This is a genomic window from Mycobacterium sp. PSTR-4-N (assembly GCF_022348085.1).
Lineage (GTDB): Bacteria > Actinomycetota > Actinomycetes > Mycobacteriales > Mycobacteriaceae > Mycobacterium.
On sequence record NZ_JAKRFN010000003.1, the window covers coordinates 105,497 to 131,907 of the forward strand.

30 protein-coding genes and 1 pseudogene are annotated in these 26,411 nt (G+C 70.2%); 6 read left to right on the plus strand and 25 right to left on the minus strand.

Annotated elements, in window-relative coordinates:
• Positions 1–392: 392 nt before the first annotated feature.
• The 6 genes and pseudogenes from lgt to MHN84_RS05630 form a co-directional block, all read right to left on the minus strand.
• Positions 393–1,241, minus strand: a pseudogene (gene lgt / locus MHN84_RS29965) (prolipoprotein diacylglyceryl transferase); the annotation flags it as partial.
• 8 nt (positions 1,242–1,249) lie between these two features.
• Positions 1,250–2,038 (minus strand): tryptophan synthase subunit alpha, encoded by a 789-nt coding sequence (trpA, locus tag MHN84_RS05610; protein ID WP_241203643.1) that lies wholly within the window; start codon positions 2,036–2,038, stop codon positions 1,250–1,252.
• On the minus strand, positions 2,035–3,297 hold the full coding sequence (gene trpB / locus MHN84_RS05615; RefSeq protein ID WP_241203644.1) for a tryptophan synthase subunit beta: 1,263 nt from the start codon (positions 3,295–3,297) through the stop codon (positions 2,035–2,037). The genes trpA and trpB overlap by 4 nt, the downstream gene beginning before the upstream one ends.
• Positions 3,298–4,116, minus strand: a complete 819-nt coding sequence (gene trpC, locus MHN84_RS05620) for an indole-3-glycerol phosphate synthase TrpC (protein WP_241203645.1) — start codon at positions 4,114–4,116, stop codon at positions 3,298–3,300. It abuts the gene before it with no gap.
• Positions 4,117–4,188: 72 nt separating this feature from the next.
• Positions 4,189–4,767: a TIGR02234 family membrane protein gene (locus MHN84_RS05625; protein ID WP_241203646.1), complete on the minus strand. Its 579-nt coding sequence runs from the start codon at positions 4,765–4,767 to the stop codon at positions 4,189–4,191.
• Entirely contained in the window at positions 4,764–6,290 is a 1,527-nt protein-coding gene (locus MHN84_RS05630) for an anthranilate synthase component I (protein ID WP_241203647.1), read from the minus strand. The genes MHN84_RS05625 and MHN84_RS05630 overlap by 4 nt, the downstream gene beginning before the upstream one ends.
• Positions 6,291–6,322: 32 nt before the next feature.
• On the opposite strand from MHN84_RS05630, the gene MHN84_RS05635 reads away from it, so the two are divergent.
• Entirely contained in the window at positions 6,323–6,796 is a 474-nt protein-coding gene (locus MHN84_RS05635) for a peroxiredoxin (RefSeq protein WP_241203648.1), read from the plus strand.
• On the opposite strand, the gene hisI is transcribed toward MHN84_RS05635, so the two are convergent.
• Genes hisI through hisD form a run of 8 tightly spaced genes read right to left on the minus strand, consistent with a single transcriptional unit; the run spans position 6,784 to position 13,138 of the window.
• Complete coding sequence (gene hisI / locus MHN84_RS05640; protein ID WP_073685092.1) at positions 6,784–7,131, minus strand: phosphoribosyl-AMP cyclohydrolase; 348 nt, start codon at positions 7,129–7,131, stop codon at positions 6,784–6,786. The two genes, MHN84_RS05635 and hisI, sit on opposite strands and share 13 nt — an antisense overlap.
• On the minus strand, positions 7,128–7,913 hold the full coding sequence (gene hisF, locus MHN84_RS05645) for an imidazole glycerol phosphate synthase subunit HisF (RefSeq protein ID WP_241203649.1): 786 nt from the start codon (positions 7,911–7,913) through the stop codon (positions 7,128–7,130). The genes hisI and hisF overlap by 4 nt, the downstream gene beginning before the upstream one ends.
• A complete protein-coding gene (locus MHN84_RS05650) occupies positions 7,910–8,728 on the minus strand; it encodes an inositol monophosphatase (RefSeq protein ID WP_241203650.1) in 819 nt (272 codons plus the stop codon). Before MHN84_RS05650 ends, hisF begins: the two co-directional genes overlap by 4 nt.
• A complete protein-coding gene (gene priA / locus MHN84_RS05655) occupies positions 8,725–9,453 on the minus strand; it encodes a bifunctional 1-(5-phosphoribosyl)-5-((5-phosphoribosylamino)methylideneamino)imidazole-4-carboxamide isomerase/phosphoribosylanthranilate isomerase PriA (protein WP_241203861.1) in 729 nt (242 codons plus the stop codon). Before priA ends, MHN84_RS05650 begins: the two co-directional genes overlap by 4 nt.
• A gap of 20 nt (positions 9,454–9,473) precedes the next feature.
• On the minus strand, positions 9,474–10,094 hold the full coding sequence (gene hisH, locus MHN84_RS05660) for an imidazole glycerol phosphate synthase subunit HisH (RefSeq protein ID WP_241203651.1): 621 nt from the start codon (positions 10,092–10,094) through the stop codon (positions 9,474–9,476).
• A gap of 10 nt (positions 10,095–10,104) precedes the next feature.
• Complete coding sequence (gene hisB, locus MHN84_RS05665) at positions 10,105–10,722, minus strand: imidazoleglycerol-phosphate dehydratase HisB (RefSeq protein WP_241203652.1); 618 nt, start codon at positions 10,720–10,722, stop codon at positions 10,105–10,107.
• On the minus strand, positions 10,719–11,825 hold the full coding sequence (locus MHN84_RS05670; RefSeq protein WP_241203653.1) for a histidinol-phosphate transaminase: 1,107 nt from the start codon (positions 11,823–11,825) through the stop codon (positions 10,719–10,721). Before MHN84_RS05670 ends, hisB begins: the two co-directional genes overlap by 4 nt.
• Positions 11,822–13,138 (minus strand): histidinol dehydrogenase, encoded by a 1,317-nt coding sequence (gene hisD / locus MHN84_RS05675; RefSeq protein ID WP_241203862.1) that lies wholly within the window; start codon positions 13,136–13,138, stop codon positions 11,822–11,824. The genes MHN84_RS05670 and hisD overlap by 4 nt, the downstream gene beginning before the upstream one ends.
• 63 nt (positions 13,139–13,201) lie before the next feature.
• Here hisD and MHN84_RS05680 point away from each other — a divergent pair, with 63 nt between their 5' ends.
• Both MHN84_RS05680 and MHN84_RS05685 read left to right on the plus strand, forming a co-directional pair.
• Positions 13,202–13,627, plus strand: a complete 426-nt coding sequence (locus MHN84_RS05680) for a nitroreductase family deazaflavin-dependent oxidoreductase (RefSeq protein ID WP_241203654.1) — start codon at positions 13,202–13,204, stop codon at positions 13,625–13,627.
• Positions 13,624–14,262 carry a LysE family transporter gene (locus MHN84_RS05685; RefSeq protein ID WP_241203655.1) on the plus strand — a complete coding sequence of 213 codons (639 nt, stop codon included), beginning with the start codon at positions 13,624–13,626 and terminating at the stop codon, positions 14,260–14,262. The genes MHN84_RS05680 and MHN84_RS05685 overlap by 4 nt, the downstream gene beginning before the upstream one ends.
• A gap of 3 nt (positions 14,263–14,265) precedes the next feature.
• Here MHN84_RS05685 and MHN84_RS05690 read toward each other — a convergent pair whose 3' ends face one another.
• From MHN84_RS05690 to nadA, 4 genes are read right to left on the minus strand one after another with little or no spacing between them, the layout of a single operon-like run.
• Positions 14,266–14,715, minus strand: coding sequence for a hypothetical protein (locus MHN84_RS05690; protein WP_241203656.1), 450 nt, complete (start codon positions 14,713–14,715; stop codon positions 14,266–14,268).
• Positions 14,716–14,718: 3 nt separating this feature from the next.
• Positions 14,719–15,582, minus strand: coding sequence for a carboxylating nicotinate-nucleotide diphosphorylase (nadC, locus tag MHN84_RS05695; RefSeq protein WP_241203657.1), 864 nt, complete (start codon positions 15,580–15,582; stop codon positions 14,719–14,721).
• Complete coding sequence (locus tag MHN84_RS05700; protein ID WP_241203658.1) at positions 15,582–17,159, minus strand: L-aspartate oxidase; 1,578 nt, start codon at positions 17,157–17,159, stop codon at positions 15,582–15,584. The genes nadC and MHN84_RS05700 overlap by 1 nt, the downstream gene beginning before the upstream one ends.
• Positions 17,156–18,187: a quinolinate synthase NadA gene (gene nadA, locus MHN84_RS05705; RefSeq protein WP_241203659.1), complete on the minus strand. Its 1,032-nt coding sequence runs from the start codon at positions 18,185–18,187 to the stop codon at positions 17,156–17,158. Before nadA ends, MHN84_RS05700 begins: the two co-directional genes overlap by 4 nt.
• Positions 18,188–18,234: 47 nt before the next feature.
• Between nadA and MHN84_RS05710 the strand changes: the two genes are divergently transcribed.
• Entirely contained in the window at positions 18,235–18,912 is a 678-nt protein-coding gene (locus MHN84_RS05710; RefSeq protein WP_241203660.1) for an NUDIX domain-containing protein, read from the plus strand.
• Between the two features lie 42 nt (positions 18,913–18,954).
• Complete coding sequence (locus MHN84_RS05715) at positions 18,955–20,307, plus strand: lipase family protein (RefSeq protein WP_241203661.1); 1,353 nt, start codon at positions 18,955–18,957, stop codon at positions 20,305–20,307.
• On the opposite strand, the gene MHN84_RS05720 is transcribed toward MHN84_RS05715, so the two are convergent.
• Genes MHN84_RS05720 through bioB form a run of 3 tightly spaced genes read right to left on the minus strand, consistent with a single transcriptional unit; the run spans position 20,243 to position 22,088 of the window.
• Entirely contained in the window at positions 20,243–20,869 is a 627-nt protein-coding gene (locus tag MHN84_RS05720) for a DUF2567 domain-containing protein (protein WP_241203662.1), read from the minus strand. The two genes, MHN84_RS05715 and MHN84_RS05720, sit on opposite strands and share 65 nt — an antisense overlap.
• Entirely contained in the window at positions 20,866–21,093 is a 228-nt protein-coding gene (locus tag MHN84_RS05725) for a hypothetical protein (protein WP_241203863.1), read from the minus strand. The genes MHN84_RS05720 and MHN84_RS05725 overlap by 4 nt, the downstream gene beginning before the upstream one ends.
• A complete protein-coding gene (gene bioB / locus MHN84_RS05730; protein ID WP_241203663.1) occupies positions 21,093–22,088 on the minus strand; it encodes a biotin synthase BioB in 996 nt (331 codons plus the stop codon). Before bioB ends, MHN84_RS05725 begins: the two co-directional genes overlap by 1 nt.
• A 76-nt stretch (positions 22,089–22,164) precedes the next feature.
• On the opposite strand from bioB, the gene MHN84_RS05735 reads away from it, so the two are divergent.
• Entirely contained in the window at positions 22,165–22,740 is a 576-nt protein-coding gene (locus tag MHN84_RS05735) for a TetR/AcrR family transcriptional regulator (RefSeq protein ID WP_241203664.1), read from the plus strand.
• On the opposite strand, the gene MHN84_RS05740 is transcribed toward MHN84_RS05735, so the two are convergent.
• Genes MHN84_RS05740 through MHN84_RS05755 form a run of 4 tightly spaced genes read right to left on the minus strand, consistent with a single transcriptional unit; the run spans position 22,737 to position 26,401 of the window.
• Positions 22,737–23,258: a 2'-5' RNA ligase family protein gene (locus MHN84_RS05740; RefSeq protein WP_241203665.1), complete on the minus strand. Its 522-nt coding sequence runs from the start codon at positions 23,256–23,258 to the stop codon at positions 22,737–22,739. The genes MHN84_RS05735 and MHN84_RS05740 overlap by 4 nt on opposite strands.
• Entirely contained in the window at positions 23,258–23,935 is a 678-nt protein-coding gene (bioD, locus tag MHN84_RS05745; protein ID WP_241203666.1) for a dethiobiotin synthase, read from the minus strand. The genes MHN84_RS05740 and bioD overlap by 1 nt, the downstream gene beginning before the upstream one ends.
• Positions 23,932–25,074 (minus strand): 8-amino-7-oxononanoate synthase, encoded by a 1,143-nt coding sequence (locus tag MHN84_RS05750; RefSeq protein WP_241203667.1) that lies wholly within the window; start codon positions 25,072–25,074, stop codon positions 23,932–23,934. The genes bioD and MHN84_RS05750 overlap by 4 nt, the downstream gene beginning before the upstream one ends.
• Before the next feature lie 34 nt (positions 25,075–25,108).
• Positions 25,109–26,401, minus strand: a complete 1,293-nt coding sequence (locus tag MHN84_RS05755) for an adenosylmethionine--8-amino-7-oxononanoate transaminase (protein WP_241203668.1) — start codon at positions 26,399–26,401, stop codon at positions 25,109–25,111.
• Between the last annotated feature and the right edge of the window lie 10 nt (positions 26,402–26,411).

Genomic DNA, 26,411 nt, shown 5'->3' on the forward strand with positions numbered 1-26,411 from the left:
GCCGGCTCAGCGGATTCGGGCTCATCAGCAGTCAACGCCTCAGCCGCATCTTCACCCTCAACGGCCACCGCATGAGCCACCTCAGCCTCACCAACCGCCTCGCCAACCTCCTCGGCATCGACCGAACCGAGACCGGCCTCCGGCTCGGAAGGCTCATCGGCAGGATCGGCAGGTGCAACCAGCTCATCGCCCTCGGCGACCTCATCGCCGGCGACCGTCTCGAGATCGGCCTCGCGCTCGGCCGTGACGTCGTCGTCGGATTCGGCATTCTCGGCGACCGACTTCTCGTCGTCCTCGGACGCCACGAGCGCCGCCGCGACCACCCCGGACGTCGACGCCCCCAACGCCACGTCCTTGACCATGTCTTCGGCGCGCGACTCACCACCCACCGGCGTGCCACGCAGCGCCAGAGGATCCTCGCGGCCCTTCGGCGCGATCATGACGTACACCACCGCGGCGATGAACACGAACGTCGACGTGAACGAGTTGATCCGGATGCCTGCAATATGCGTCGCGGCATCACTGCGCATCAGCTCGACCCAGAACCGACCCACGCAGTAGCCGGCGACATACAGCGCGAACAGCCTGCCGTGCCCGATGCGGAACCGTCGGTCGATGAGGATCAGCGCCGCGAACACCAGCAGGTTCCAGATCAGTTCGTACAGGAACGTCGGGTGGACGATCTCGATCAGCTGACCGGTCGACACACCGTTCAGCGAATCCGGCACGCCAGCCGAGTTCACCCGCTCGTAGATCTCCAGACCCCACGGCAGCGTCGTCTCGCGCCCGTAGAGCTCCTGGTTGAAGTAGTTGCCCAGCCGTCCGATCGCCTGCGCCAGGATGATGCCCGGAGCGATCGCGTCACCGAACGCGGGCAGCGGTATGTCCCGCCGCCGGCACGCAATCCACGCCCCGACCGCACCCAGGGCCACCGCACCCCAGATTCCGAGTCCGCCGTCCCAGATCCGCAGCGCCGCAGCGAATCCCGCGCCGTCCTCGCCGAAGTAGGTCCGCCAGTCCGTCATGACGTGGTAGAGCCGACCACCGATCAGGCCGAAGGGCACTGCCCAGAGCGCGATGTCGTAGATGATACCCGGCTCCCCGCCGCGCGCCACCCACCGCCGATCGCCGAGAACCAGCGCAGCCACGATGCCCGCGATGATGAACAGCGCGTACGCGCGCAGCGGGAAGGGGCCGAGATGCCACACCCCCTGCGACGGACTCGGGATGTATGCCAGCACCGTCGACGTCACGCAGTGACCCTTTGCCTTACCCCGTCAGCCAATTCTTCTGTCAGCGAGCGCATCGCCGGCACGCCATCGGTCAACGCCGACACCAGGGCCGAACCCACGATGACCCCGTCGGCGTACGACCCGATCTGTGCGGCCTGCTCCCTCGATCGCACGCCCAGGCCCACCCCGACCGGAACGTCGGAGAGTTCCTTGATGCGCCGCACCAACTCCGGCGCCGCATTCGACACCGCATCGCGGGCACCTGTGACACCCATCGTGGACGCCGCGTAGACGAACCCGCGCGACGCGTCGACCGTCGCGCTGAGTCGCTCCGGCGTGGACGACGGCGCCACCACGAAGATCCTGTCGAGATCGTGCGCTTCCGACGCGGCCAGCCACTCGTCGGCCTCGTCGGGGATCAGATCCGGCGTGATCATCCCCAGACCTCCCGCGGACGCCAGATCGCGACTGAACGCATCCACGCCCTTGCGCAACACCGGGTTCCAATACGTCATCACCACGGCGTGGCCACCGGCGGCACTGATCGCCTCGACGGCCCGCAGCGTGTCGTGCACCCGTACCCCGCCGCGCAGCGCCACTTCGGTGGCGGCCGCGATCACCGGACCGTCCATCCCGGGATCGGAGTACGCGATGCCGACCTCGATGATGTCGCAGCCCGCCTCGACCAGCGCGACCATCGCCGCGATCGACGTGTCCACGTCCGGGAACCCGGTCGGCAGGTAGCCGATCAGCGCCGACCTGCCCTCGCTGCGGCAGGCCTCGAAAACAGTTGCCAGCCGGCTCATGTCGGATTGTCCTCGAACAGGCCGAACCAGCGCGCAGCGGTCTCTACGTCCTTGTCGCCGCGCCCGGACAGATTCACCAGGATGATCGACCCCGGCCCGAGTTCCTGACCGAGCTTCATCGCGCCCGCCACCGCATGCGCTGATTCGATCGCCGGGATGATCCCTTCGGTGCGGCTCAGCAGCGACAGCGCGTCCATCGCCTCGGTGTCGGTGATCGGCTCGTATCGCGCGCGGCCGATGTCTTTGAGCAGCGCATGCTCCGGACCGACGCCTGGATAGTCCAAACCGGCTGAAATCGAATGGGATTCGACGGTCTGACCGTCCTCGTCCTGCAGCAGGTACGAGTAGGACCCCTGGAATGCGCCCGGCGAACCCCCGGTGAAGGTCGCTGCGTGCCGCCCGGTTTCGACACCGTCACCGGCCGCCTCGTATCCGACCAGACGTACCGCCGGGTCGTCGATGAACGCATGGAAGATGCCGATCGCGTTCGAGCCGCCGCCGACACACGCCACCACCGCGTCCGGCAGCCGCCCGGCCTGGTCGAGCATCTGCGCGCGTGCCTCCAGCCCGATGACGCGCTGGAAATCGCGCACCATCATCGGGAACGGATGCGGACCCGCTGCCGTCCCGAAGGCGTAGTAGGTGCTGTCCGCGTTCGTCACCCAGTCGCGGAACGTCTCGTTGATCGCGTCCTTCAGCGTCTTGGAGCCCGACTCGACCGCCACCACCGTGGCACCGAGCAGCCGCATCCGCGCCACGTTCAGCGCCTGGCGGGCCGTGTCGACCGCGCCCATGTAGATCACGCACTCCAGGCCCAGCAGTGCGCACGCCGTCGCCGTGGCCACCCCGTGCTGGCCGGCGCCCGTCTCGGCGATGACCCGCGTCTTGCCCATCTGCTGAGCCAGCAGGGCCTGTCCGAGCACATTGTTGATCTTGTGAGAACCGGTGTGATTCAGGTCTTCTCGCTTCAGGAAGATCCGTGCGCCGCCGGCATGCTCGGCCATCCGCTCCGCCTCGTACACCGGTGACGGCCGACCGGTGTAGTGCCGTTGCAGCCGGTCCAGCTCGTCGAGGAACGCCTGGTCCCCGCGCGCCTTCTCGTAGGCGGCAGTCACCTCTTCGATGACGGCCATCAAGGCCTCGGGGACGAACCTGCCGCCGTACACCCCGAAATGGCCGCGCGCATCGGGATCATGGGACGTCGGTTCGGCCACTGCGGCGCTGGCGCGCGGCAGTTCCGGTTCCAGATGCGTGGTCACTTATCGCGCTGGTTTCGGGCACGACGGATGCGTACCGGCGGTGACGAGGTCAGCGACGGCACTGCGGGGATCTCCACTGGTCACCAGGCCCTCGCCGACGAGCACGGCGTCGGCGCCGGCACCGGCGTAGGCCAACAGGTCCGCAGTGCCCCGAACCCCCGACTCGGCGACGCGGATGACATGGCTCGGCAGCCCCGGCGCGATGCGCGCGAAGCAGTCCCGGTCGACCTCGAGGGTCTTGAGGTCACGTGCGTTGACACCGATCAGGGAGGCGCCGGCCTGCAGCGCGCGGTCGGCCTCCTCCTCGGTGTGCACCTCGACGAGCGCCGTCATCCCCAAGGACTCGGTACGTTCGAGCAGCGACTCCAGAGCCGGCTGCTCCAGTGCGGCGACGATCAGCAACAGCAGATCGGCGCCGTGGGCGCGGGCCTCGTGGATCTGGTACGGGCGCACGATGAAGTCCTTGCGCAACACGGGGATCGACACCGCCGCCCGGACCGCGTCGAGATCGTCGAGCGAGCCGTGGAACCGCCGCTGCTCAGTCAGCACGCTGATCACCCGGGCGCCGCCGCCTTCGTAGGCCCGCGCCAACTCGGCGGGGTCCGCGATCGACGCCAACGGACCGCGAGACGGGCTAGCACGCTTCACCTCGGCGATCACCCCGATGCCCGGCGCTCGCAGCGCCGCCATCACGTCGAGAGGCGCGGGTGCCTTCTTGGCCTGTTCCTTGACCTCGGCCAGGCTGACGACGGCTTCACGAGCGGCGACGTCAGCACGAACTCCGTCGAGGATGGAGTCGAGGACGGTCGCCGAACCCATAGCTGTCGTTTCCCTTCCCCTGACGGCCGTTTGATTCTTGATGAAGGGTAGTCGCCATGACACCACAGCCCGTCACCGCCCCTTCTTGTCCGTCGTGGTCGGGTCGTTACCGGCGTCGAGCGCATCCCAGATCATCCGCTCCGACATCGCGCCGCCGGTGTCCGTCGGCTCGGCAGGCCGTCGCGCGTAGCGCGTCGTATCGGCGCCCGCCCGGGTCGCCGACCGCAGCAGCAGCACCGCCCCGAGCAGCGACAGACCCGCCGCCACCAGCGTGAGCACCGCACCCACCGAGTGCCGTTCGGTGCCGACGAGGTCGGTGATCGGCACCTCGGCCAGGCGCGCCGCCCGCGCCCCGACATCGGGCACGACCCACAGGCTGACCGCGAGGTAACCCATCGCCGCGCTGGCCCCCGCGACCAGCACCGCGAGGATCCGCATCGGCCAGCCCCGCACTGCGAGCGCCGCGACCGCGGCCGCGAGCACCACCAGAGCGAGCGGGACCAGAGCAGTCGACCAGGTCGCGCCCGTCAGGTCGTCGGTCCTCGGATGAGTCAGCCCGTCGAACGACGACACCTGCACCCACGTCAGTCGCGAGGCACCCCACAGCGCTGCCGCGGCGAGGACCAGCGCCAACTGCCCGAGCCGCGTCATGGCTCGCTCAACGTCTCGGCGGCGGCGACCGCGTTCAGCACCGCGCGGGCCTTGTTCGCGGCCTCGTTGTACTCGTACGGGCCGTTGGAGTCGGCGACCACTCCACCACCGGCTTGGACGTAGGCGGTGCCGCGCCGCATCAGCGCGGTCCGGATCGCGATAGCGAAATCGGCGTCGCCGGCGAAGTCGAGGTACCCCAGCACGCCGCCGTAGAGACCACGGCGCGTCTTCTCGACTTCTTCGATCAGCTCCATCGCGCGGACCTTCGGCGCGCCCGACAGGGTGCCCGCGGGAAAGCACGCCGTCACCGCGTCGAGGGCGGTCCTGCCGTCGGCCAGCAAGCCGGTCACCGTCGACACCAGATGCATTACGTGGCTGTAGCGCTCGACGTGGCTGTAGTCCTCCACCTTGACCGTGCCCGGCCGGCACACCCGGCCCAGATCGTTGCGGCCGAGGTCCACGAGCATCAGATGCTCTGCGCGTTCCTTCTCGTCGGCGAGGAGTTCCTTTTCGAGGAGGACGTCCTCCTCTTCGGTGTCACCGCGCCACCGGGTCCCGGCGATCGGATGGGTGGTGGCCCGGCCGTCCTTGACCGTCACCAGCGCTTCGGGGCTGGACCCGACGATCGAGAAGTCCAACCCACCGTCGGCGTCGGGCACGTTGAGCAGATACATGTACGGGCTCGGATTGGACACCCGCAGCATCCGGTAGACGTCCAAAGGGTCGGCATCGGTGTCCATCTCGAAGCGCTGCGACGGCACCACTTGGAACGCCTCGCCCGCCTCGATGTCACCGACCAGCTTGTCGACGATCGCCGTGTACTCCTCGACGGTGCGCTGAGAGCGGTGCAGCGGAGCGGGCCGGGAGAACGTGGCCACCGTCGAGGCGAGCGGTTCCGCCAGCGCCGCGGTCATCACGTCCAGCCGAGCAACAGCGTCGTCGTAGGCCCAGTCCACCCGCTCGTCGGTGCCGTTCCAGTTCACCGCGTTCGCGATCAGCGTGATGGTGCCCTCGTGGTGGTCGACGGCCGCGATGTCGGTGGCCAACAGCAGCACCATGTCGGGTAGGCCCAGATCGTCGACGGCGAGTTCGGGCAGGCGCTCGAGTCGGCGCACGAAGTCGTAGGCGAAGTAGCCGACCAGCCCCGAGGACAGCGGGGGCAGACCAGGTAGTGGCGCAGTCTGCAGCAGCGTCAGCGTCTCCCGCAGCGCCGCGAGCGGATCACCGCCCGACGGGGCATCCCGCGGCGTCACCCCCAGCCATGCGGCGTGCCCGTCCCGGACCGTCAGCGCCGACGGCGCGCCGGCGCCGATGAACGACCACCGCGACCACGACCGCCCGTTCTCCGCGGACTCCAGGAGGAACGTTCCGGGTCGGTTCGCGGCGAGCTTGCGGTACGCCGAGAGCGGCGTCTCACTGTCGGCGAGCACCTTGCGGGTCACCGGCACCACGCGGTGCTCGGCGGCCAACGCCCGGAAGTCCTCACGCGATGTCGTCACGGTGAGACTGGCGGTGGACTGCACGTGGGCATTCTCCCAGACGTAGGTTGAAAACCATGAATCCAGTCAAAGCGGGAGACACCGTGGCCGAGTTCTCCCTGCCCGACCAGACCGGCACGACGCGGTCGCTGACCGAGCTGCTCGCCGACGGGCCGATCGTCCTGTTCTTCTACCCCGCCGCCATGACGCCCGGCTGCACCAAGGAGGCATGCCACTTCCGTGACCTGGCCGCCGAATTCGCGGCCGTGGGCGCCACCCGCGTCGGCATCAGCGCCGACGCGGTCGACAAGCAGGCACAGTTCGCCGACCAGCAGAAGTTCGACTACCCGCTGCTGTCCGACACCGACGGCACGGTCGCCGGGCAGTTCGGGGTCAAGCGGGGCCTGCTGGGCAAGTTCCTGCCGGTGAAACGCATGACGTTCGTCATCGACACCGACCGCACCGTGCTCGACGTGATCGCCAGCGAGATCAGCATGGACAGCCACGCCGACAAGGCGTTGCAGGCGCTGCGCAAGCGTCAGTCGGCCTGACCCAGGAGTAGGTCGGCGTCGAAGCACGTGTGATCGCCGGTGTGGCAGGCCGCTCCGACCTGGTCGACCTCGAGCAGCACGGTGTCGCCGTCGCAGTCCAGCCGCACCGAGTGCACCCGCTGCGTGTGACCGGATGTCGCCCCCTTGATCCACTGCTCGCCACGCGAGCGCGAAAAGTACGTCGCCTCACGGGTTTCCAGTGTGCGGGCCAGAGCGTCGTCGTCCATCCACGCGACCATCAGCACCTGGCCGGTGCCGCGCTCCTGCACCACCGCGGCGAACAGACCGTCGGCGTTGCGCTTGAGCCGCCCGGCGATCTCGGGGTCCAGACTCATCGGACCGTCAACCCTTCCGCCCTCATCGCCGCCTTGACCTGCCCGATGGTCAGCTGCTTGAAGTGGAACACGCTGGCCGCCAGCACGGCATCGGCTCCTGCAACGACGGCGGGCGCGAAATGTTCCACCGCACCCGCACCTCCGCTCGCGATCACCGGCACCGACACCGCACCGCGGACCGCCCGCAGCATCCGCAGATCGAAGCCGGCCTTGGTGCCGTCGAAGTCCATCGAGTTCAGCAGGATCTCCCCCACACCGAGTTCCGCGCCACGGCCGGCCCACTCGACCGCGTCGATGCCCGTGCCGCGCCGCCCGCCGTGCGTGGTGACCTCCCAGCCCGACGGGGTGGGCTCGGATCCCGCCGGCACCGTGCGGGCGTCGACCGACAGCACGATGCACTGCGAACCGAACTGCCGCGACAGCTCCGAGAGCAGCTCCGGGCGCGCGAGTGCGGCGGTGTTGACCGACACCTTGTCCGCACCGGCGCGCAGCAGCATGTCCACGTCGGCGACCGACCGCACTCCGCCGCCGACGGTCAGCGGGATGAAGACCTGCTCGGCGGTGCGGCGCACCACCTCGAGCATCGTGGACCGTCCCGACGACGACGCCGTGACGTCGAGGAACGTCAGCTCGTCCGCACCCTCGGCGTCATAGACCGCGGCCAGCTCCACGGGATCGCCTGCGTCGCGCAGGTTCTCGAAGTTGACCCCCTTGACGACGCGGCCGGCGTCGACGTCCAGGCACGGAATGACACGGGTCGCGACGTCACCACCGGTGCTCACAGATAGTCCTTCGGATCACCGGCCGCGGCGATGAGGTCGAGCATCTCCGCGTGCACGCCGGGCGCGGCCACCAGAGCCGAGGGGGATGTCACCGTCCACGGCTCCCCCGCCAGGTCGGTGACGACGCCGCCCGCGGCACGCACCAGCGCCACGCCGGCTGCGTGATCCCAGATGTGGTGCCCGAAACTGATGGCACCCCCGAGGATTCCCGCCGCGACGTAGGCGAGGTCGATGCCGGTGGCGCCGTGCATCCGCATCCGCGAGCAGTGTCTGCTGAGATTGGCCAGGATCGTCGCCCGGTAGGCGCCCGGATAGCGGCCGCGTGAATCGATGTTGAACGTGCCCGTGCCGACGATCGCATTGTCGAGATCCGCGCGATTCAGTCGGGGCAGTTCGCCGCCGTTGCAGCGCAGCGGACCGCCGACCACCGCGGTGTAGCGCTGCCCCATGAAGGGCAGCCACGTCAGGCCCAGCGCCGGTTCACCGTCGACGAGCAGACCCAGCAGGATCGCCGCCATCGGCGAGCCGGCCGCGTAGTTGAACGTCCCGTCGATCGGGTCGAGGACCCAGACGAGCTCGGAATCGATGGACTCCCCGCCGAACTCCTCGCCGTGCACCCCGATCCCGGTGAGCCGCTGCAATTCGGCGACCACGCGGCGCTCGATCGCCAGATCCACCTCGGTGGCGAAGTCGTTCCCCTTCTTGGCGACCGCGGAATCGGCGCCGTGGCCGGCGATGAACTGTGCGGAGGCGCCGTCGAGGATGCCTGCGGCGGTGTCCAGCAGCTCGGTGAGCTGGCGCGCGTCGAGGGTCACGTGCCGACCGCGGCCAACGCCTCAGGCAGCGTGAATCGACCGGCGTAGAGAGCTTTTCCGACGATTGCACCCTCGACGCCTTCTCCGGTCAGCGTGGCGATCGCGCGTAGATCATCCAGGCTGGACACCCCGCCGGACGCGATCACCGGCGCCTCGGTGCGCTCGCACACCGACGAGAGCAGCTCCAGGTTCGGCCCGTTGAGCGTGCCGTCCTTGGTGACGTCGGTGACGACGAACCGCGAGCATCCCTCGCGGTCGAGCCGCTCGAGCACCGCCCACAGATCGCCACCGTCGGTCTCCCAGCCGCGTCCGCGCAGCCGGTGCTCCCCGTCGGCGATCAACACGTCGAGCCCCACCGCGACCTTGTCGCCGTGCTCGGCGACCACGCGGGCGCACCACTGCGGGTTCTCCAGCGCCGCGGTGCCCAGGTTGACGCGGGCGCAGCCGGTGGCCAGCGCCGCCGCGAGCGACTCGTCGTCACGGATGCCGCCGGAGAGCTCCACGGCCACATCGAGTGTGCCGACCACCTCGGCCAGCAACTCCCGGTTGGACCCCCGGCCGAACGCGGCGTCCAGATCCACCAGATGGATCCACTCGGCGCCGTCACGCTGCCACGTCATCGCCGCGTCCAGCGCCGACCCGTACTCGGTCTCGCTGCCGGCCTGCCCCTGAACCAGTCGAACGGCGCGGCCGTCCACCACGTCGACGGCGGGCAACAGGACCAGGGTCGGTGCATTCACGCCGGTCAACTTAGCGCCCCGATCCAGTTGGACAGCAATTCGGCACCGGCGTCCCCACTCTTCTCCGGGTGGAACTGCGTCGCCGACAACGGGCCCGCCTCGACAGCCGCCAGGAAGGGGACGTGATGGCTGGCCCACGTGAGCACCGCGGCGGGGTCGCCCTCCCACTGCTGGGCGGCATAGGAGTGCACGAAGTAGAAGCGGGTGGCCGGATCCATGCCGCGGAACAGCACACTGTCGGCGGGGGCGTCGACGACGTTCCACCCCATGTGCGGGATCACGGGGGCGTCCAGTCGGACCACCGAACCCGGCCACTGCCCGCAGCCGGCCGTCTCGACCCCGAACTCGACGCCGCGGGAGAACAGGATCTGCATGCCGACGCACACACCGAGTACGGGCCGCCCGGCGGCCACGCGCTCGGCGATGACCTTCTCGCCGCCGACCGCACGCAGTCCCGTCATGCAGGCCTCGAACGCGCCGACCCCCGGCACGACCAGACCGTCGGCTGCCATGGCGGCGCCGTGATCAGAGGTCACCTCGACCTGCGCACCGACCCGCTCGAGTGCCCGCTGAGCCGACCGCAGGTTTCCCGACCCGTAGTCGAGCACCACGAGTTTGCTTGTCACAACATCACTCTCACAAGGTCCCTTTGGTCGACGGCACGCCGCTGACCCGCTCGTCGTACTCGACGGCCTCGCGCAGTGCGCGTGCCACGGCCTTGTACTGCGCTTCGGTGATGTGGTGCGGATCGCGGCCGTACAGCGTGCGCACGTGCAGCGCGATGCGCGCATTGAAGGCCAGTGACTCGAAGACGTGCTTGTTGACCACGGTGTGGTACGGCGCCTGCGATCCCGCGATCGTGAAGCTCACCATGAACTCCGGCTCCCCGGTGTGCACGAAGTACGGCCGGCCCGACACGTCGACCGCGGCGTGCGCCAGCGACTCGTCCATCGGGATGAACGCGTCGCCGAACCGGCGGATACCGCTCTTGTCGCCCAGCGCCTGTCCCAGCGCCTGACCCAGCACGATCGCGGTGTCCTCGATCGTGTGGTGGCCCTCGATCTCGATGTCTCCCACGGCTTTCACCGTCAGGTCGAACCGAGCGTGGCTGCCCAGCGAGGTCAGCATGTGGTCGAAGAACGGTACGCCGGTGTCGATGTTCACCTGACCGGTGCCGTCGAGGTCGAGCTCGACGACGATGTCGGATTCCTTGGTCTTGCGTTCGACCTTGGCGTACCTGTGGGGACGGGTCACTTCACTCCTTGTCGGGCGCTGGCGCTCAGCAGCGCGTCGTTCTCATCGGCGAGGCCGATCGTGGTGCGCAGGTAGCCGGGGATGCCGACGTCGCGGATCAACACCCCGGCGTCCAGATAGGCCCGCCACGTCGCGGCGGCATCGGCGAACTCCCCGAACAGCAGGAAGTTCGCGTCACTGGGGATCACCCGAAAACCCATGTCGGACAGACCATTCGCGACCCGTTCCCGTTCACTGATCAGCGTCGCGACGCTGCCGAGGGTGTCGTCGGCGTGCCGCAACGCGGCCCGGGCGGCGGCCTGGGTCAGCGACGACAGGTGATACGGCAGACGCACCAGCAGCATCGCGTCGACGACGGCCGGGGCCGCCACCAGGTAGCCCAGCCGGCCACCGGCGAACGCGAACGCCTTGCTCATGGTCCGCGATACGACCACGCGAGCCGGATACTCGTCGATCAGCGCGAGTGCGCTGGGCTGCGAGGAGAACTCGCCGTAGGCCTCGTCGACGATCATCACGCCGCCGGTCATCGCGTCGAGCAGCAGCCGCAGGTCGTCGAGCGACACACTCTGCCCCGACGGATTGTTCGGGCTGGTGACGAACACGACGTCGGGGTTGTGCTCCTTGATGGCGTTGGCGGCGACCGCGGCGTCCAGGCCGAAGTCGTCGGCGCGGTGCGCGGCCAGCCACTGTGTCTGGGTGCCGTCGGAGATGATCGGGTGCATCGAGTACGACGGCACGAAACCGATGGCGCTGCGGCCGGGTCCGCCGAACGCCTGCAGGAGCTGTTGCAGGATTTCGTTGGAACCGTTTGCAGCCCAGACGTTTTCCACGCCGACCAGGACGCCGGTCTGCGCACTCAGATACGCGGCGAGGTCGGTACGCAACGCCACGGCGTCACGATCGGGGTAGCGGTGCAGCTCGGCGGCGGCCTCGCGTACCGACGCGGCGACGTCGTCGACGAGCGCCTGTGTCGGCGGGTGCGGGTTCTCGTTCGTGTTCAGCCGCACCGGCACCGTGAGCTGCGGCGCCCCGTACGGCGACTTGCCGCGCAGATCCTCGCGCAGCGGCAGCTCCGCGAGCGTGACGTTCTGACCGGGGTTCACCTCTCGAACCTCCGCCGCACCGCTTCCCCGTGGCTGGGCAGGTTCTCTGCATTGGCCAGCGTGATGACATGTCCGGCAACGTCTTTGAGTGCCGCCTCGGTGTAGTCGACGACGTGGATTCCACGCAGGAACGTCTGCACCGACAGCCCGCTGGAGTGCCGGGCACACCCCGCCGTGGGCAGGACGTGGTTGGAGCCGGCGCAGTAGTCACCCAGACTCACCGGGGACCACGCCCCGACGAAGATCGCGCCCGCGGAGCGGACCCGCGCCGCGACGCCCGCCGCGTCGACGGTCTGGATCTCCAGATGCTCGGCAGCGTAGGCGTTGACCACGCGCAGACCGGCGTCCACGTCGTCGACCAGCACGATCGCCGACTGCTGACCGCCCAGCGCCGTGCTCACCCGCTCGCGGTGGACCGTCGTCTCCAATTGGCGGGTCAACTCCGCGTCGGTGGCCTCGGCCAGTTCGCTGCTGTCGGTGACCAGCACACTGGCGGCCATCTCGTCGTGCTCGGCCTGGCTGATCAGATCCGCGGCGACGTGCACCGGGTCGGCGGTGTGGTCGGCCAGGATCGCGATCTCGGTGGGTCCGGCCTCGGAGTCGATGCCGACCCGCGATCGGCAGATCCGTTTGGCGGCGGTGACGTAGATGTTGCCGGGCCCGGTGATCATGTCGACGGGAGCGAGTTCGGCGCCGTCGGTGTCGGTGCCGCCGTAGGCGAGTAGCGCGACGGATTGGGCCCCGCCGACTGCCCACACCTCGTCGACGCCGAGCAGTGCCGCGGCGGCCAGGATCGTCGGGTGCGGCAGTCCGCCATGCGCCGCCTGCGGCGGGCTCGCGATGACCAGCGACTCCACGCCTGCGGTCTGCGCCGGGACGACGTTCATCACCACGCTGGACGGATAGACGGCGTTGCCGCCCGGGACGTAGAGCCCCACCCGCTCCACCGGGACCCAGCGTTCGGTGACCGTGGCCCCCGGGGCGAGCGTGGTGGTGGTGTCGGTGCGGCGCTGGTCGGCGTGTACGGCGCGAGCGCGCTGGATGGCGACCTCGAGCGCGGTCCGGATCTCGGCGTCGAGTGCATCGAGAGCCGCGGCCAGCGTCTCGCCGGGGACCCGGACCCGGTCCGGCCGCACCCCGTCGAAGGAGGCGCCGTACTCGAGCGCAGCGTCGGCGCCGCGCTCGGCGACCGCGTCGACGATCGGCCGGACCTTGGGCAGCACCGCGTCGACGTCGACGCCACCCCGGGGCAGCGCGGTCCGCAGACGGGCGGCCGACAGCGTCGCGCCACGCAGGTCGATGCGCCGCAGCAGCGGTGGCGATACATTCACGCTGACCATTGTCCCAGAGCAGCACAAATCAGAATCGGAGGCGTCATGCCGGACCGGCCGAGCAGGAGCAGCCACCCCAACAACGCGCCCGGCGTGCCGATGATCTTCCCGCCGTGGTTCGAAAGGCTGCAGATCAAGTACATCAATCCGCTGCTGCGGCCCCTCTCCCGGCGGATGCCGGGTCTGGCGGTGATCCGCCACCGCGGCCGCACCTCCGGCACCGAGTACGAGACGATCGTCACGCCGTACCGCAAGGGCTCGGTGTTGGCGATCGGGCTGGCGCACGGGAAGACGAACTGGGTCAAGAACGTGCTGGCCGCCGGTGAGGCCGACATCACGATCGGCAGCGAGACGCTGCACCTCGTGCGGCCGCGGGTGCTGCCTGCCGGCACCAGCGACCCGTCGCTGCCCCGGATGGCACAGATGGTCGCCAAACGATCCGGGGTGTTCGTCGCGGAAATCGCCTCGTGACGTTGCAGATGTGGCTCGCGTTCTTCGGCGCGGCCATTCTGATCGCGATCTCCCCCGGCGCCGGCGCCATCCAATCGATGGCCACGGGCCTGACCCACGGGGTGCGCCGCGGTTATTGGAGCATCCTTGGTCTGGAGATCGGGCTGATGCTGCAGCTGACGCTCGTGGCGGTCGGGCTGGGTGCCGCGGTCGCGAACTCGATCCTGGCGTTCACGATCATCAAATGGCTGGGTGTCGCGTACCTGGCTTATCTGGCGTTCCGGCAGTGGCGCAGCGTCGGCGTGGATCTGCGCGCCCAGGTCGATCAGGTGGTCCCCGGCAGCCGCCGGGCGCTGGTCGTCCGCGGCTTCCTGGTCAACGCCACCAACCCGAAGGGCCTGCTGTTCTTCCTCGCGGTGATGCCGCAGTTCGTGGTGCCGACCGCGCCGCTGCTGCCGCAGTACCTCGCGATCGGGATCACGATGGTCGCCGTCGACCTGGTGGTGATGGGGCTCTACACCGGCCTGGCGGTGCGGCTGCTGACGTGGTTGCGGACCCCGCGGCAGCAGACCGTGCTCAACCGCGTGTTCGCCGGCCTGTTCGCCGCCGCCGCGGTGGTGCTCTCGCTGCTGCGGCGCGGGCCGATGCCGGCCTGAACCTCAGCGACAGCGGTTGCTGACTGCCGCGCTGGCCGACTCCGCTGACTCCAGCCGCTTGGCCTGCGCCGGATCGGTGTTCGGCACGCCCGCCGTGGCGGCTGCGCCGATGTCGAGCAGCGCGTCCGCGAAGGTGTGAACGGCCTCGGCGAGGTCCTCTGGCGTAGCAGGGTCCAGCCGCGCCAGCAGGTACAAACCACCGTCGGACAAAGCCAGGCGGGCGTTGGCGGCGGCCGCGAGCGACCCACTGATGTCGCCGGGTGCGGTCACGTTCGTGTTGGTGGCGACGCCGGTGCGCACGGTGTCGAACGCCGTGCAGATCCGCGCCGTGGCCGCGGAGCGCTGCGCGTCGGTGTAGTCGGGACTGCGGTCGAGCGTGCGCACCAGCGCCGCCGCCGACAGACCCGTCGACAGCAACGCCACGGCGAGCGCCAGGGATGGTGAGACGCGCATCGGCTACAGGTCCAGGCCGAGGTCGAGCACCCGCACAGAATGCGTGAGTGCGCCGACGGCCAGGTAGTCGACGCCGGTACCCGCGTAGTCGGCCGCGGACTCCAACGACAACCCGCCCGAGGATTCCAGCATCGTGTGCGGCGATCGGGTGGCCCGGCGCTGCACCGCGATCTGCGTCTGCCACACCGGGAAGTTGTCCAGCAGCACCAGCTCGACGCCCTCGGCCAGCACATCGTCGAGCTGCTCGAGCGAATCGACCTCGACCTCGCACGGCAGATCGGGCGCGACCTCGCGGACTCTGCGCAGCGCCTCCACCACCGAGCCCGCGGCGGCCACGTGGTTGTCCTTGATCAACGCCGCGTCACCGAGCCCCATGCGGTGGTTGACGCCGCCGCCGACGCGCACGGCGTACTTCTGCAGCGCTCGCATCCCGGGAAGTGTCTTGCGGGTGTCGCGGATCCGGGCCTGGGTGCCCGCCACCGCATCCACCCAGGCCGCGGTCGCCGTGGCGATGCCGGACAGATGGCAGAGCAGGTTGAGCATGGTGCGCTCGGCGGTGAGCAGCCCCCGTGTCGGACCCTCGACCACCAGAGCAGCATCGCCCGGCTGTAGGCGTGCGCCGTCGGGCACCTGCTCGATGACCCGGTATCCCCCGGCGCCGAGCACCTCGTCGAACACGATCAGTGCGAGGTCACCGCCGGCGATGACGCCCGGTTCCCGCGCCACCACCGCGGCCGTCGTGACGGCGTCGTCGGCGACTGTGGCCAGCGTCGTGACGTCGGGGCCGTAGCGCAGATCCTCGTCGAGGGCGCGGGAGACGATCGAGCGGGCCTCGGCCTCCTCACCGGCCGCGAGTACCGCGGCCATCACCGGCAGCCTGACGCGACAGGACCGCACACGATGCTGACCGCTTGGGCGGTATCGGTGTCGGGGTGATCGCTGCGGTGGTGGCAGCCGCGGGTCTCCGTGCGCGCCCGGGCCGCCGCGCCCATGACACCGGCCACCGCGGTCAGCGCGGCGTCTTCGAACACACGGCGCGATGCGATCATTCGCGACTCTGCTGTGTCGAGCTGCGCCCCCAACCGGCCCAGCCCGTCGTCGTCGCGGACGACGGAGGCATACCTGCTCATCGCCTCCTGCAAGGCGGGCCGCGCGAGCACCGGCCGCAGCGAGGGGTCTGCGACCACGACCCGGGGCGGCCCGGCCACCTCGGCGTGCTCTGCAGCGGCGACGCCGGCGCGCCCGCCGACGACGAGGCCTTCGAGCAGACTGTTCGACGCCAGGCGGTTCGCGCCGTGCATGCCGGTGCGCGCCACTTCCCCGGCGGCGAACAACCCGTCGATCGCGGTGCGCCCGTGCACGTCGGTGACGACTCCGCCGCAGCTGTAGTGAGCGCCGGGAACCACCGGAATCGGTTGCCGCGCAGGGTCGATACCCGCAGCGCGGCATGCGGCCGTGACGGTGGGGAACCGGCGCGCCACGCCGGCCACCTTTCGGGCGTCGAGGTAAACACAGGCATCACCGGAGGCCGCCAGGCGTGCCTCGATGGCCGCTGCCACGACGTCGCGCGGGGCCAGATCACCCATCGGGTGCACCCCGGCCGTCACCGGATCGCCGTGCCGATCGATCAGTGTCGCACCCTCTCCACGCAGCGCCTCGGTGATCAACGGGCGTCGGCCGGCAACCGAGCCGGTGTAGAGCATCGTCGGATGGAACTGGACGAACTCCACGTCGGAGACCGGCACCCCGGCCCAGATCGCCAGCGCGACACCGTCTCCCGTGGAGCCTTCCGGGTTGGTGGTGGCCCGGTAGAGGTGCCCGACCCCGCCAGTGGCGAGGATGACCGACGGCGCGTAGATGGCGCCGGGGCCGTCGTCGCTGAGGACCGAGACCCCGGCGACGGCGCCGCCGTCGATCAGCAGTTCGAGCGCGACGTGGTTGCGGCGGATGTCGAGCGAGGCTCCGGCGTGGTCCAGCGCGCGCTGCACCTCGGCACCCGTGGCGTCACCGCCGGCGTGGATGATGCGCCGCCGTGTGTGCCCGCCCTCCCGGGTCAGTGCCCAACGACCCGGCGCCGACTCATCGAAACAGGCTCCTGCACCGATCAATTCGGACACTGCGCGAGCACCGTCGGCCACGATCGAGCGCACCGCGGCGGGGTCGCACAGCCCGGCGCCCGCGGCGAGTGTGTCGGCCACGTGCGCATCGACGGAGTCGTCGGGACCCCTGATGCCATCGGGCAGCACGACGGCGATCCCGCCCTGGGCGTAGAACGTGGCGGTCTCGGCCGCCTTGCTCAGCAGGATCACGGAGCGGCCGCGCCGGTTCGCGGCCAACGCCGCAGCCAGACCGGCGACCCCGGTCCCGACGACGACGACGTCGGCCCGCAGGCGCCAGCCGCCCGAGCCGCCGCAGCCCGGGCTGATCCCGGTGCCGGCGGTCATTCCCCGCCGCCGGGCTGCCCGATCTCGATCATCCGCGTGACGCTGGCTCGCGCCCGCGCGGCGGTGTCGGGATCGACATGCACTTCGTCGGCACCCTCGACCAGGCAGCGCAGCATGGCCGCGGGAGTGATCATCTTCATGTACCGGCAGGATGCGCGGTCGTTGACGGCCTGGAAGTCGACATCGGGTGCGGCACGGCGCAATTGGTGCAGCATGCCGATCTCGGTGGCGACCAGGACCTGCCGTGCGCCGGTCTCGCGCGCGGCGTCGAGCATCCCGCCGGTGGACAGGATCTTCACCCGGTCGGCCGGGTAAGCCCCTTCGCCGGCCAGGTAGAGAGCCGATGTGGCGCAGCCACACTCGGGGTGCACGAACAGTTCGGCGTCGGGGTGCGTGCGCGCCTGCTCGGCGAGCTCGTCACCGTTGATGCCTGCGTGCACGTGGCATTCGCCGGCCCAGACGTGCAGGTTCTGTCGGCCGGTCATGCGCCGCACGTGGGCGCCGAGGAACTGATCCGGGCAGAACAGCACCTCCCGGTCGGCGGGGATGGAAGCGACCACCTCGACCGCGTTCGACGACGTGCAGCAGATGTCGGTCTCGGCCTTCACCGCGGCCGTGGTGTTGACGTAGGAGACGACGACCGCGCCGGGGTGCTCGGCTTTCCACGCCCGCAGTTCGTCGGCGGTGATGGAGTCCGCGAGCGAGCAGCCGGCCCGCTGATCGGGGATGAGCACCGTCTTGTCCGGCGACAGGATCTTGGCCGTCTCGGCCATGAAGTGGACGCCGGCGAACACGATCGTGTCCTCGGGCGCCTCGGCGGCGATCCGCGAGAGGGCCAGGGAATCCCCGACATGGTCGGCGACGTCCTGTATCGCGGGCAGCTGGTAGTTGTGGGCCAGCAGCGTGGCGCCGCGAAGGTCGAGCAGTCGCCGCACCTCGGCGGCCCAGGCGGCGTCACCGTCGACGCCGGTGTAACCGTCGGGACCGTCGACGATGCGGTCGGCACTGTCGGTTGCGAGCACGGTCATCGCCGTCTCCTTACCTCGATCGAGGTTTTCGACTTACAATCGAAAACATGCCACATCGTAGCACCCAGCACGAAGTCCTGGCCGTGGTGTTTCAGGTTCGCGACAACACGCTGCACGTGCTGCTCTGGCAGCGCGCGCTGGACCCGCAACGCGACCGCTGGGCGCTCCCCGGCGGCCGCCTCGGCCACGACGAGACCCTGACCGACTCGGTGCGCCGCCAGCTCGCGGAGAAGGTCGATTTGCGGGAACTCGCCCATCTCGAGCAGTTGGCCGTCTTCTCCGAACCGGATCGGGTGCCCGGCGAGCGCACCATCGCCTCGACCTTCCTGGGCCTGGTGCCCTCCCCCGCAACCCCCGAACTGCCGTCCGACACCCGCTGGCACCCGGTCGGCGACCTGCCCCCGATGGCCTTCGACCACGGCCCGATGGTCGACCACGCACGCACCCGACTGGTCGCTAAGCTCTCCTACACGAACATTGGATTCGCGCTTGCACCAGACGAATTCGCGCTCTCGACGCTGCGTGACATCTACAGCGCCGCCCTCGGGCACCCGGTCGACGCGACCAACCTGCAGCGCGTCCTGGAGCGTCGCCACGTGATCACACGGACCGGCACCACGGCGCGCTCGGGACGCAGCGGGGGGCGCCCGGCGGCGCTGTACCGGTTCGCCGACGCCCGCTATCGCGTCACCGACGAATTCGCTGCATTGCGACCGCCCGGGTGAGTCGGCTGGCTTCTTAACGCATTCTTAAGTAAGAATGCCTGGATGGACGTGGGCAGCGCGGCGCGGGCGACAGGGGCCGAGTGGATCGGCCAACCACACCACGAGGCGCTCCGCCCCAGGCAGCGCCCGGTGTTGCCGTCCGAGGACGCCTTCTACGAACCGCCCGAGGGTTACGAGCACGCCCGCCCCGGCACGGTGCTGCGCTCCCGCGAGGTCGAGCTCGCCTTTCTCGGTCTGGTGCCGCAGAAGTTCAGCGCCATCCAGCTGCTCTACCGCACCACCGACTTCCAGGGCGATCCGCAGGCCGGCGTCACGACGGTGCTGATCCCGACCGAGCGCGATCCTGAGCGGCCGCTTCCGGTGATGTCCTACCAGTGCGCCATCGATGCGGTGTCCAGCCGCTGTTTCCCCTCCTACGCGATGCGCCGCGGCGCCAAGGCCGTCGGCGCCTTCGCCCAGTTCGAGTTCTTGCTGATCGCCGCCGCACTGGCCGAAGGATGGGCGGTGTCGGTACCTGATCACGAGGGCTCGACCGGGATGTGGGGCGCCCCCTACGAGCCCGGCTACCACATCCTCGACGGCATCCGGGCCGCGCTCAACCACCCGGCGTTCCGGCTGGCCGCCGACTCCCCGGTGGGACTGTGGGGGTACTCCGGCGGCGGGCTCGCCTCGGCCTGGGCCGCGGAGGTGCAGGCCGCCTACGCGCCGGAACTCAACGTCGTCGGCGCGGTCCTCGGCTCCCCGGTGGGCGATCTCGGGCACACGTTCCGGCGCCTCAACGGCAGCATCTACTCGGGCCTGCCCGCCCTGGTGGTCGCCGCGCTGAGCCACATCTACCCGGACCTGGACCGCATCATCTCCGAGCACGCCACCCCCGAGGGCAGGAAACTGCTCGACCGCATCCAGACGATGACGACCGCGCAGGCGATGGTGACCTGCGCCGGCCGCGACATGGCCGACATGATCGACCGGCCGCTCGAGGAGATCCTGCTCAGCCCCGAGGTGCAGCACGTGTTCGACAGCATCAAGCTGGGCACCGCGGCGCCGTCGGTCCCGGTGCTGATCGTGCAGGCCGTCCACGACCGCATCATCTCGGTCGACGACATCGACGAACTGGCCCACACCTATGTGCGCGGCGGCGCCCGCGTCACCTACCACCGCGACCTGTTCAGCGAGCACCTCCTGCTGCACCCGATGTCCGCGCCGATGACGCTGCGCTGGCTGCGCGACCGGTTCGCGGGACGGCCGCTGCGCGAGAACATCAAGCGCACCAAGTGGCCGACACTGCTGAACCCGTCGACCTACCGCGGCATGTTCACGCTGGGCAAGATCACGGTGAAGGTGCTGACGGGGCGACAGGTGGAACGTCAGCCGCTGTCGCGGTTCGATCGGTAGCAGGGTCTCTGGGCGGCCAGCCGCCGAGATCGTCACGGGTGGTCGACACCGCGCCCAGCACGTACACCATCGCCGCGACCGCGGCGGGAAACAGCAGTGTCAGCGCCACCTGCAGCGGCGTGTGGCCGAAGAACACCGATGGCGCCTCGACGACGTAGCTCACCCGGTTCTGCTCGGTGACGTCGACGGCGGCGATGTCGAGATGGCCGTATCGCAGCCGCGCGAGCCCCGCCCCGGACCCGGCCGCGGCGGCCGACGCCACGATCGAACCCACGCAGAGCGCCGCCATCATCACCGGTCCGCGCTGCGCGCGCCACTGCCACACCGCCACCGCGGCGATCACGGCGAGGACCGAGAGGAAACCGACCATCAGGAACGCCGCGGTGAAGAAGTGATCGCCCTCGTTGCCGAGATAGGCCTTGACCCGGTCGTTGCTGCGGGTCAGCGCGACGACGCCGTGGATCGGCGGCGCCAGCCACGCCCACAGCGCTCCACACAGTGCGCCGGCGACCGCGAGCCCGACGACGACCCGCAGAACGGCGTTCACCCGCGACCCGGTCACCTGTACTGCTCCAGATCCTTCGAATCCACCTGACCGTGCCGGGAACAGGTGGCCCACCAGCCGTCCGGACGGACCTGCACGACCATCCGCCTGCCGCAGTCGGCGCAGAACCGCGGCGGCTCCAGACCGAGCGCAGCCGCGGTGGGCACCGTCGACCCCGCGGGTTCGCCGGTGTAGACGTTGTAGATCCCGGCGCCGACCGGCGCGGGCAGCTCGTGCACCATCACAGGCTGGCGTTGAGTGCCCTGATCGGCATCTGCAGATCCTCGAGCAGTTCGAGGTCGGCTTCGGCGGGCCGGCCGAGCGTGGTCAGGTAGTTGCCGACGATCACGGCGTTGATGCCGCCGAGAATGCCCTTCTTGGCACCGAGGTCGCCGAGCGTGATCTCCCGGCCGCCGGCGAAGCGCAACATGGTCCGGGGCAGTGCGAGCCGGAACGCGGCGACGGCCTTGAGTGCCTCGGCCGCGGGCAGCACATCGAGCTCGCCGAACGGGGTGCCGGGGCGGGGGTTGAGGAAGTTCAGCGGAACCTCGTGCGGGTCCAACTCGGCCAGATTGGCCGCGAACTCGGCGCGTTGCTCGAGCGTCTCCCCCATCCCGAGGATGCCGCCGCAGCACACCTCCATGCCGGCCTCACGCACCATCTGCAGTGTCTCCCAGCGCTCCTCCCAGGTGTGGGTGGTCACCACATTCGTGAAGAACGACTGCGCGGTCTCGAGGTTGTGGTTGTAGCGGTGCACACCCATGTCCCGCAGGCGGTCCACCTGCTCCTGGGTGAGCATGCCCAGCGAGCAGGCGATCTGGATGTCCACCTCGTTGCGGATCGCTTCGATGCCCGCGGCCACCTGGGCCAGGAGCCGCTCGTCGGGTCCGCGGACGGCGGCCACGATGCAGAACTCGGTGGCACCGGTCTTGGCGGTCTGTTTGGCGGCCTCCACCAAACTCGGCACGTCGAGCCAGGCGCTGCGCACCGGAGAGGCGAAAAGTCCTGACTGCGAACAGAAGTGGCAATCCTCGGGGCAGCCGCCGGTCTTGAGGCTGATGATGCCCTCGACCTCGACGTCGGGGCCGCAATGCGCCATCCGGACCTCGTGGGCCAGCGCGAGCAGGTCATCGAGGCGATCATCGGGCAGCTGCAGCACCTGCAGCGTCTGGTCCTGGTCGAGGCCGACACCCCGCTCGAGCACCTGTTCGCGTGCCACCGCCAGAATGTCGCTCATCGATACCTCTTCTCTCCGCTGTTGAACACCGTCGGCGGAGCCGACAATTGAACGGTGTTCAGGTTAGGGTACTGGCGTGCAGCTCCACAAACGCGACGTGGTCGCCGCGGCGACGTCGCTGCTCGACGACTACGGCCTGGCCGACCTGTCGATGCGACGGCTCGCTCGGGAGCTCGAGGTGTCACCGGGCGCGCTCTACTGGCACTTCGCGAACAAGCAGCAACTGCTCGGAGCGGTCGCCGACCACGTTCTGGCGCCGGTGACGGGGCCCGCGGGTGACTGGCACACCCGCGTGGTGACGCTGTGCCGTCAGGTGCGCGATGCGCTGCTGTCCCACACCGACGGTGCCGAGCTGGTATCGGCGAGCTTCGCCGCCGGGCAGTCCGCGGTCATGACTGACGTGGTGGGCCAATTGACCGACGCCGCCGTCCAGGCCGGCGTGCCGGCGGCCAACGCCGAGCTGACCGCCCGCACCCTCGTCTATTACGTCCTGGGTTTCACCGTCGACGAGCAGTCGCGCCGGCAGTGGGACGCGGCCGGCGCGGACCTGCCCGACGCGTCGTTGCTGGCCGACGATCAGGACACCCGGTTCGACTTCGGGGTGCGACTGCTGATCGACGGCATCCTGGCACGCCGCGAACAGCCCGTCTAGATCCAGTGCTCCTGTTTGGCGTCGCCGTCCCAGTGCCGTAGTGCGGTGATCTCGCCCTCGATGTCGCGGGCGATGTCGGGTACCGCCAGCGCGAGCGGCAAGAGATCGGGCCGGATCCGGCGACCGAGCGTGACATGCGGCGTCCACCGGCCCGGGTCGGCATGTGGCAGAGCGCCTTTGGCCGTGTGTGGCCGGCAGGTGGCGTGGACAGCGGTGTGCAGGGCGAGCAGGTCGGCCGACGGCACGACCAGGCGCACCAGCGTGACGGTGCGTCCGCCCCCGAAGAGCATGGGCGCCCCGATCACGCAGGGCAGGGGCAACAGCTCGAGCAGTGGTCGCAGCGCCTGGTCGACGGCGTCATACATCAGCTCGGCGACCGTGATCGTCAGGTGCGGCCGGTTACTCGGGGCGGTGTGCCCGGCCTGGCTCGGTACGCCGGCGACGGCCAGGCCGTCCCACAGCCCCCGCACCGACGCCTCGGTGCCCGCATCGAACAGTGCCTCGACCGAGTGCACCACTAGCGCAGCCCGGCGACCCACGCCGGGTCGAACGCCCGGGCACTGATCTGCGCGAAGTCGGAGGCACCGAGCGTGCCGAGGCCCGCGGGCAGCGCCGCCCGCACCGGAGCCAACCGCGCCAGCGCGTCCCGGTTGTCGATCTCGGCGACGCCGGGCTGCGCCGGCCAGGAACCGATGACCAAACCCGCACACGGGATGTTGCGTGCAGCAAGCGCTTCCAGCGTCAGCGCCGTGTGATTGAGGGTCCCCAGCCCCGCTGCCACCACGATCAGCACCGGCGCAGCGAGCTCGGCGGCCAGATCCCGCAGCGTCACCCCGCCGGCACCCAGCTCCACGAGCAGCCCGCCGGCACCCTCCACCAGGGTCAGCCGGTCGGGGGCATCCGCGCGCCGCACCAGGTCGACGAGTTCGGCACCCGTGGGCAGCGCGGCACCGGCCCGCTGTGCCGCAGCCACCGGCGCCAGCGGCTCGGGGTACCGCCACCCTGCGAACAGCTGCGTCACCCCGGCCTGCCTGCCGATCTCGGCCAGATCGTCGTCACCGTCGTCGGTGCCGGTCTGCACGGGCTTGCACACCGCCACGTCGTGACCGGCGAGCCGGACGTGGCAGGCGAGCGCCGCGGTCGCGATGGTCTTGCCGACCCCGGTCCCGGTGCCGGTGATGACGAGCACGCTCATCGCGCCGCCAAGACATCGGTCAGCACCCGGCGGGCCAGGGCCATCTCGTGCTCGGACAGCGACGCCCGCGCGGTCAGCCGCAGCCGCGAGGTACCGGCAGGCACGCTCGGCGGCCGGAAGCAGCCGACCCGCACACCCTGCTCGAGGCACGCCGTGGCCGCCGCCAACGCCACCTCCGGTTCGCCGAGGATCACCGAGACGACGGCCGAGGTCGGCACCTCGGCCACATCGCAGATCTCGGCCAGCGCCGCGGCGTGGTCGAGCACGCGGCGAGCCCGCCAGGGCTCGTCGATCAGCACGCCGAGAGCCGCATGCGCCGCGCCGACGGCGGCGGGCGCCAGTCCGGTGTCGAAGATGAACGGTCGCGCGGCGTCCACCAGATGCTCACGCACCGCGGCCGGGCCGAGGACCGCACCGCCCTGGCTGCCCAGCGCCTTGGACAGCGTCGTCGTCATCACCACATCGGGCGCTCCGGCCAACCCGACCTCGTGCAGCAGGCCGCGGCCACCTTCCCCGCGCACCCCGAGCCCGTGTGCCTCGTCGACGATCAGCAGCGCGCCGTGGGCGCGGCACGCGTCGTGCAGCGCGGTCAGCGGGGCCAGCACACCGTCGGCGGAGAACACCGAGTCGGTGATCACGACCGCCCGGGCCTCCGCACGTCCGGCGAGTGCGGACTCGACGGCGGCGACGTCGCCGTGCGGGGTGACGACCACCCGGGCCCGCGACAGGCGGCAGGCGTCCACCAGTGAGGCGTGGGTCAGCGCATCCGACACCAGAAGCGTGCCCGGGCCCGAAAGAGCGACCACCGCACCGAGATTGGCGGTGTAGCCGGACGAGAAGACCAGCGCGGACTCCGCGCCCACGAACGCGGTGAGATCGCGCTCGAAGGCTTCGTGGAGCTCGGTGTTGCCGGTGACCAGCCGGGACCCCGTGGCGCCCGCACCCCAGGTGCGCAGCGCGGCCACACCGCCGTCGAGCACCCGGGGGTGCTGGGCGAGGCCGAGGTAATCGTTGGAGGCCAGGTCGAGCTCGGCGCCGACGGGCGGGCGGGCGCGCAGCGTGCGACGCAGGCCGGCGTCGCGCCGCTGGGTCGCGACATCGTCGAGCCAGGCCAGGGGATCCAGACCCACGCGTGTCACGGGCACTCCTCCTGACGGGCTACTTGAACACCGTTCAGGTTAGTGCACGCGCGACCTCGATCATCGCGGTGGTGATCTGGTCGATCTCGCCGGCGGTGCAGATGTAGGGAGGCATCACGTAGACCAGATTCCGGAACGGCCGCAGCCACACCCCGTGCTCGACGGCCACCGGTGTCGCGACGCGCAGATCGACGTCGCGGTCGAGTTCCAGCACACCGATCGCACCCAGCACCCGTACGTCGACCACGTTCGGCAGCTCGGCCGCGGGCGCCAGACCGGATCGCAACCCCGCCTCGATGCCCTGCACCTGGGCCCGCCAGTCGCCGGTGCCCAGCAACTCCAGGGACGCGACGCTGACGGCGCAGGCCAGCGCGTTGGCCATGAACGTCGGGCCGTGCATCAGCGCCCCGGGCGGACGTTCACTGATCGTCTCCGCCACCTCGCGGGTGCACAGCGTCGCCGCGAGCGTCAGGTAGCCGCCGGTCAGGGCCTTGCCCACGCACATGATGTCGGGGCTGACCCCGGCGTGGTCGGCCGCGAACAATGCGCCGGTGCGGCCGAACCCGGTGGCGATCTCGTCGAAGATCAGCAGCACATCGTGCTCGTCGCAGATGCGGCGCAGGTCGGCCACGTAGCGCGGGTCGTGGAATCGCATGCCGCCCGCGCCCTGCACGACGGGTTCGACGATCACCGCGGCGAGTTCGTCGGCGTGGCGGGCGAGCTGCTCGGCAAAGGCCGCGCTGTAGGCGGGGTCGTACTCGCGCGGCACCGCCGGCGCGAAGACCTGGTCGGCGAGCAGGGAGTGCGCCCCGGTCCACAGCGTGTGCATGCCGCCGTCGGGATCGCAGACGCTCATCGGGGTGAACGTGTCGCCGTGGTAGCCGCCGCGCCAGGTCATCAGCCGGCTCTTGCCGGGGCGATCGCTGCTGCGCCAGTACTGCAGCGCCATCTTCACGGCGACCTCCACCGACACCGAGCCCGAGTCGCTGTAGAACACGGTCTCCAGCCCTGCCGGACTCATCTCGACGAGCAGCCGCGCCAGCCGGGCCGCCGGCTCGTGGGTCAGGCCGCCGAACATGACGTGGTTCATCGCTGCGAGTTGACGGGTCAGCGCGGCGTCCAGGGCGGGGTGGCCGTGGCCGTGCACCGCGGTCCACCACGAGGCCATCGCATCGAGCACCTCGACCGGACGGCCGCCGCGGTCGAGCGTGAGCCAGGCACCCCGCGCCGCCGTCGCCACCATCGGCGTCATCGCATCGGCGCCGATCGGGCTGTACGGATGCCAGATGTGAGCCGCGTCGACCGCGCTGATCTCGATAGGCGTCATCGCAGGCACC

Coding starts and splice junctions, on each gene's coding strand:
- trpA (WP_241203643.1), bottom strand. CDS start 2,038: ATGAGCCGGCTGGCAACTGTTTTCGAGGCCTGCCGCAGCGAGGGCAGG.
- trpC (WP_241203645.1), bottom strand. CDS start 4,116: ATGGGTTCGGCGACCGTCCTCGACTCCATCCTCGACGGAGTTCGTGCT.
- MHN84_RS05625 (WP_241203646.1), bottom strand. CDS start 4,767: ATGACGCGGCTCGGGCAGTTGGCGCTGGTCCTCGCCGCGGCAGCGCTG.
- MHN84_RS05635 (WP_241203648.1), top strand. CDS start 6,323: ATGAATCCAGTCAAAGCGGGAGACACCGTGGCCGAGTTCTCCCTGCCC.
- hisI (WP_073685092.1), bottom strand. CDS start 7,131: ATGAGTCTGGACCCCGAGATCGCCGGGCGGCTCAAGCGCAACGCCGAC.
- MHN84_RS05680 (WP_241203654.1), top strand. CDS start 13,202: ATGCCGGACCGGCCGAGCAGGAGCAGCCACCCCAACAACGCGCCCGGC.
- MHN84_RS05690 (WP_241203656.1), bottom strand. CDS start 14,715: ATGCGCGTCTCACCATCCCTGGCGCTCGCCGTGGCGTTGCTGTCGACG.
- nadC (WP_241203657.1), bottom strand. CDS start 15,582: ATGGCCGCGGTACTCGCGGCCGGTGAGGAGGCCGAGGCCCGCTCGATC.
- MHN84_RS05700 (WP_241203658.1), bottom strand. CDS start 17,159: ATGACCGCCGGCACCGGGATCAGCCCGGGCTGCGGCGGCTCGGGCGGC.
- nadA (WP_241203659.1), bottom strand. CDS start 18,187: ATGACCGTGCTCGCAACCGACAGTGCCGACCGCATCGTCGACGGTCCC.
- MHN84_RS05710 (WP_241203660.1), top strand. CDS start 18,235: ATGCCACATCGTAGCACCCAGCACGAAGTCCTGGCCGTGGTGTTTCAG.
- MHN84_RS05715 (WP_241203661.1), top strand. CDS start 18,955: ATGGACGTGGGCAGCGCGGCGCGGGCGACAGGGGCCGAGTGGATCGGC.
- MHN84_RS05725 (WP_241203863.1), bottom strand. CDS start 21,093: ATGGTGCACGAGCTGCCCGCGCCGGTCGGCGCCGGGATCTACAACGTC.
- bioB (WP_241203663.1), bottom strand. CDS start 22,088: ATGAGCGACATTCTGGCGGTGGCACGCGAACAGGTGCTCGAGCGGGGT.
- bioD (WP_241203666.1), bottom strand. CDS start 23,935: ATGAGCGTGCTCGTCATCACCGGCACCGGGACCGGGGTCGGCAAGACC.
- MHN84_RS05755 (WP_241203668.1), bottom strand. CDS start 26,401: ATGACGCCTATCGAGATCAGCGCGGTCGACGCGGCTCACATCTGGCAT.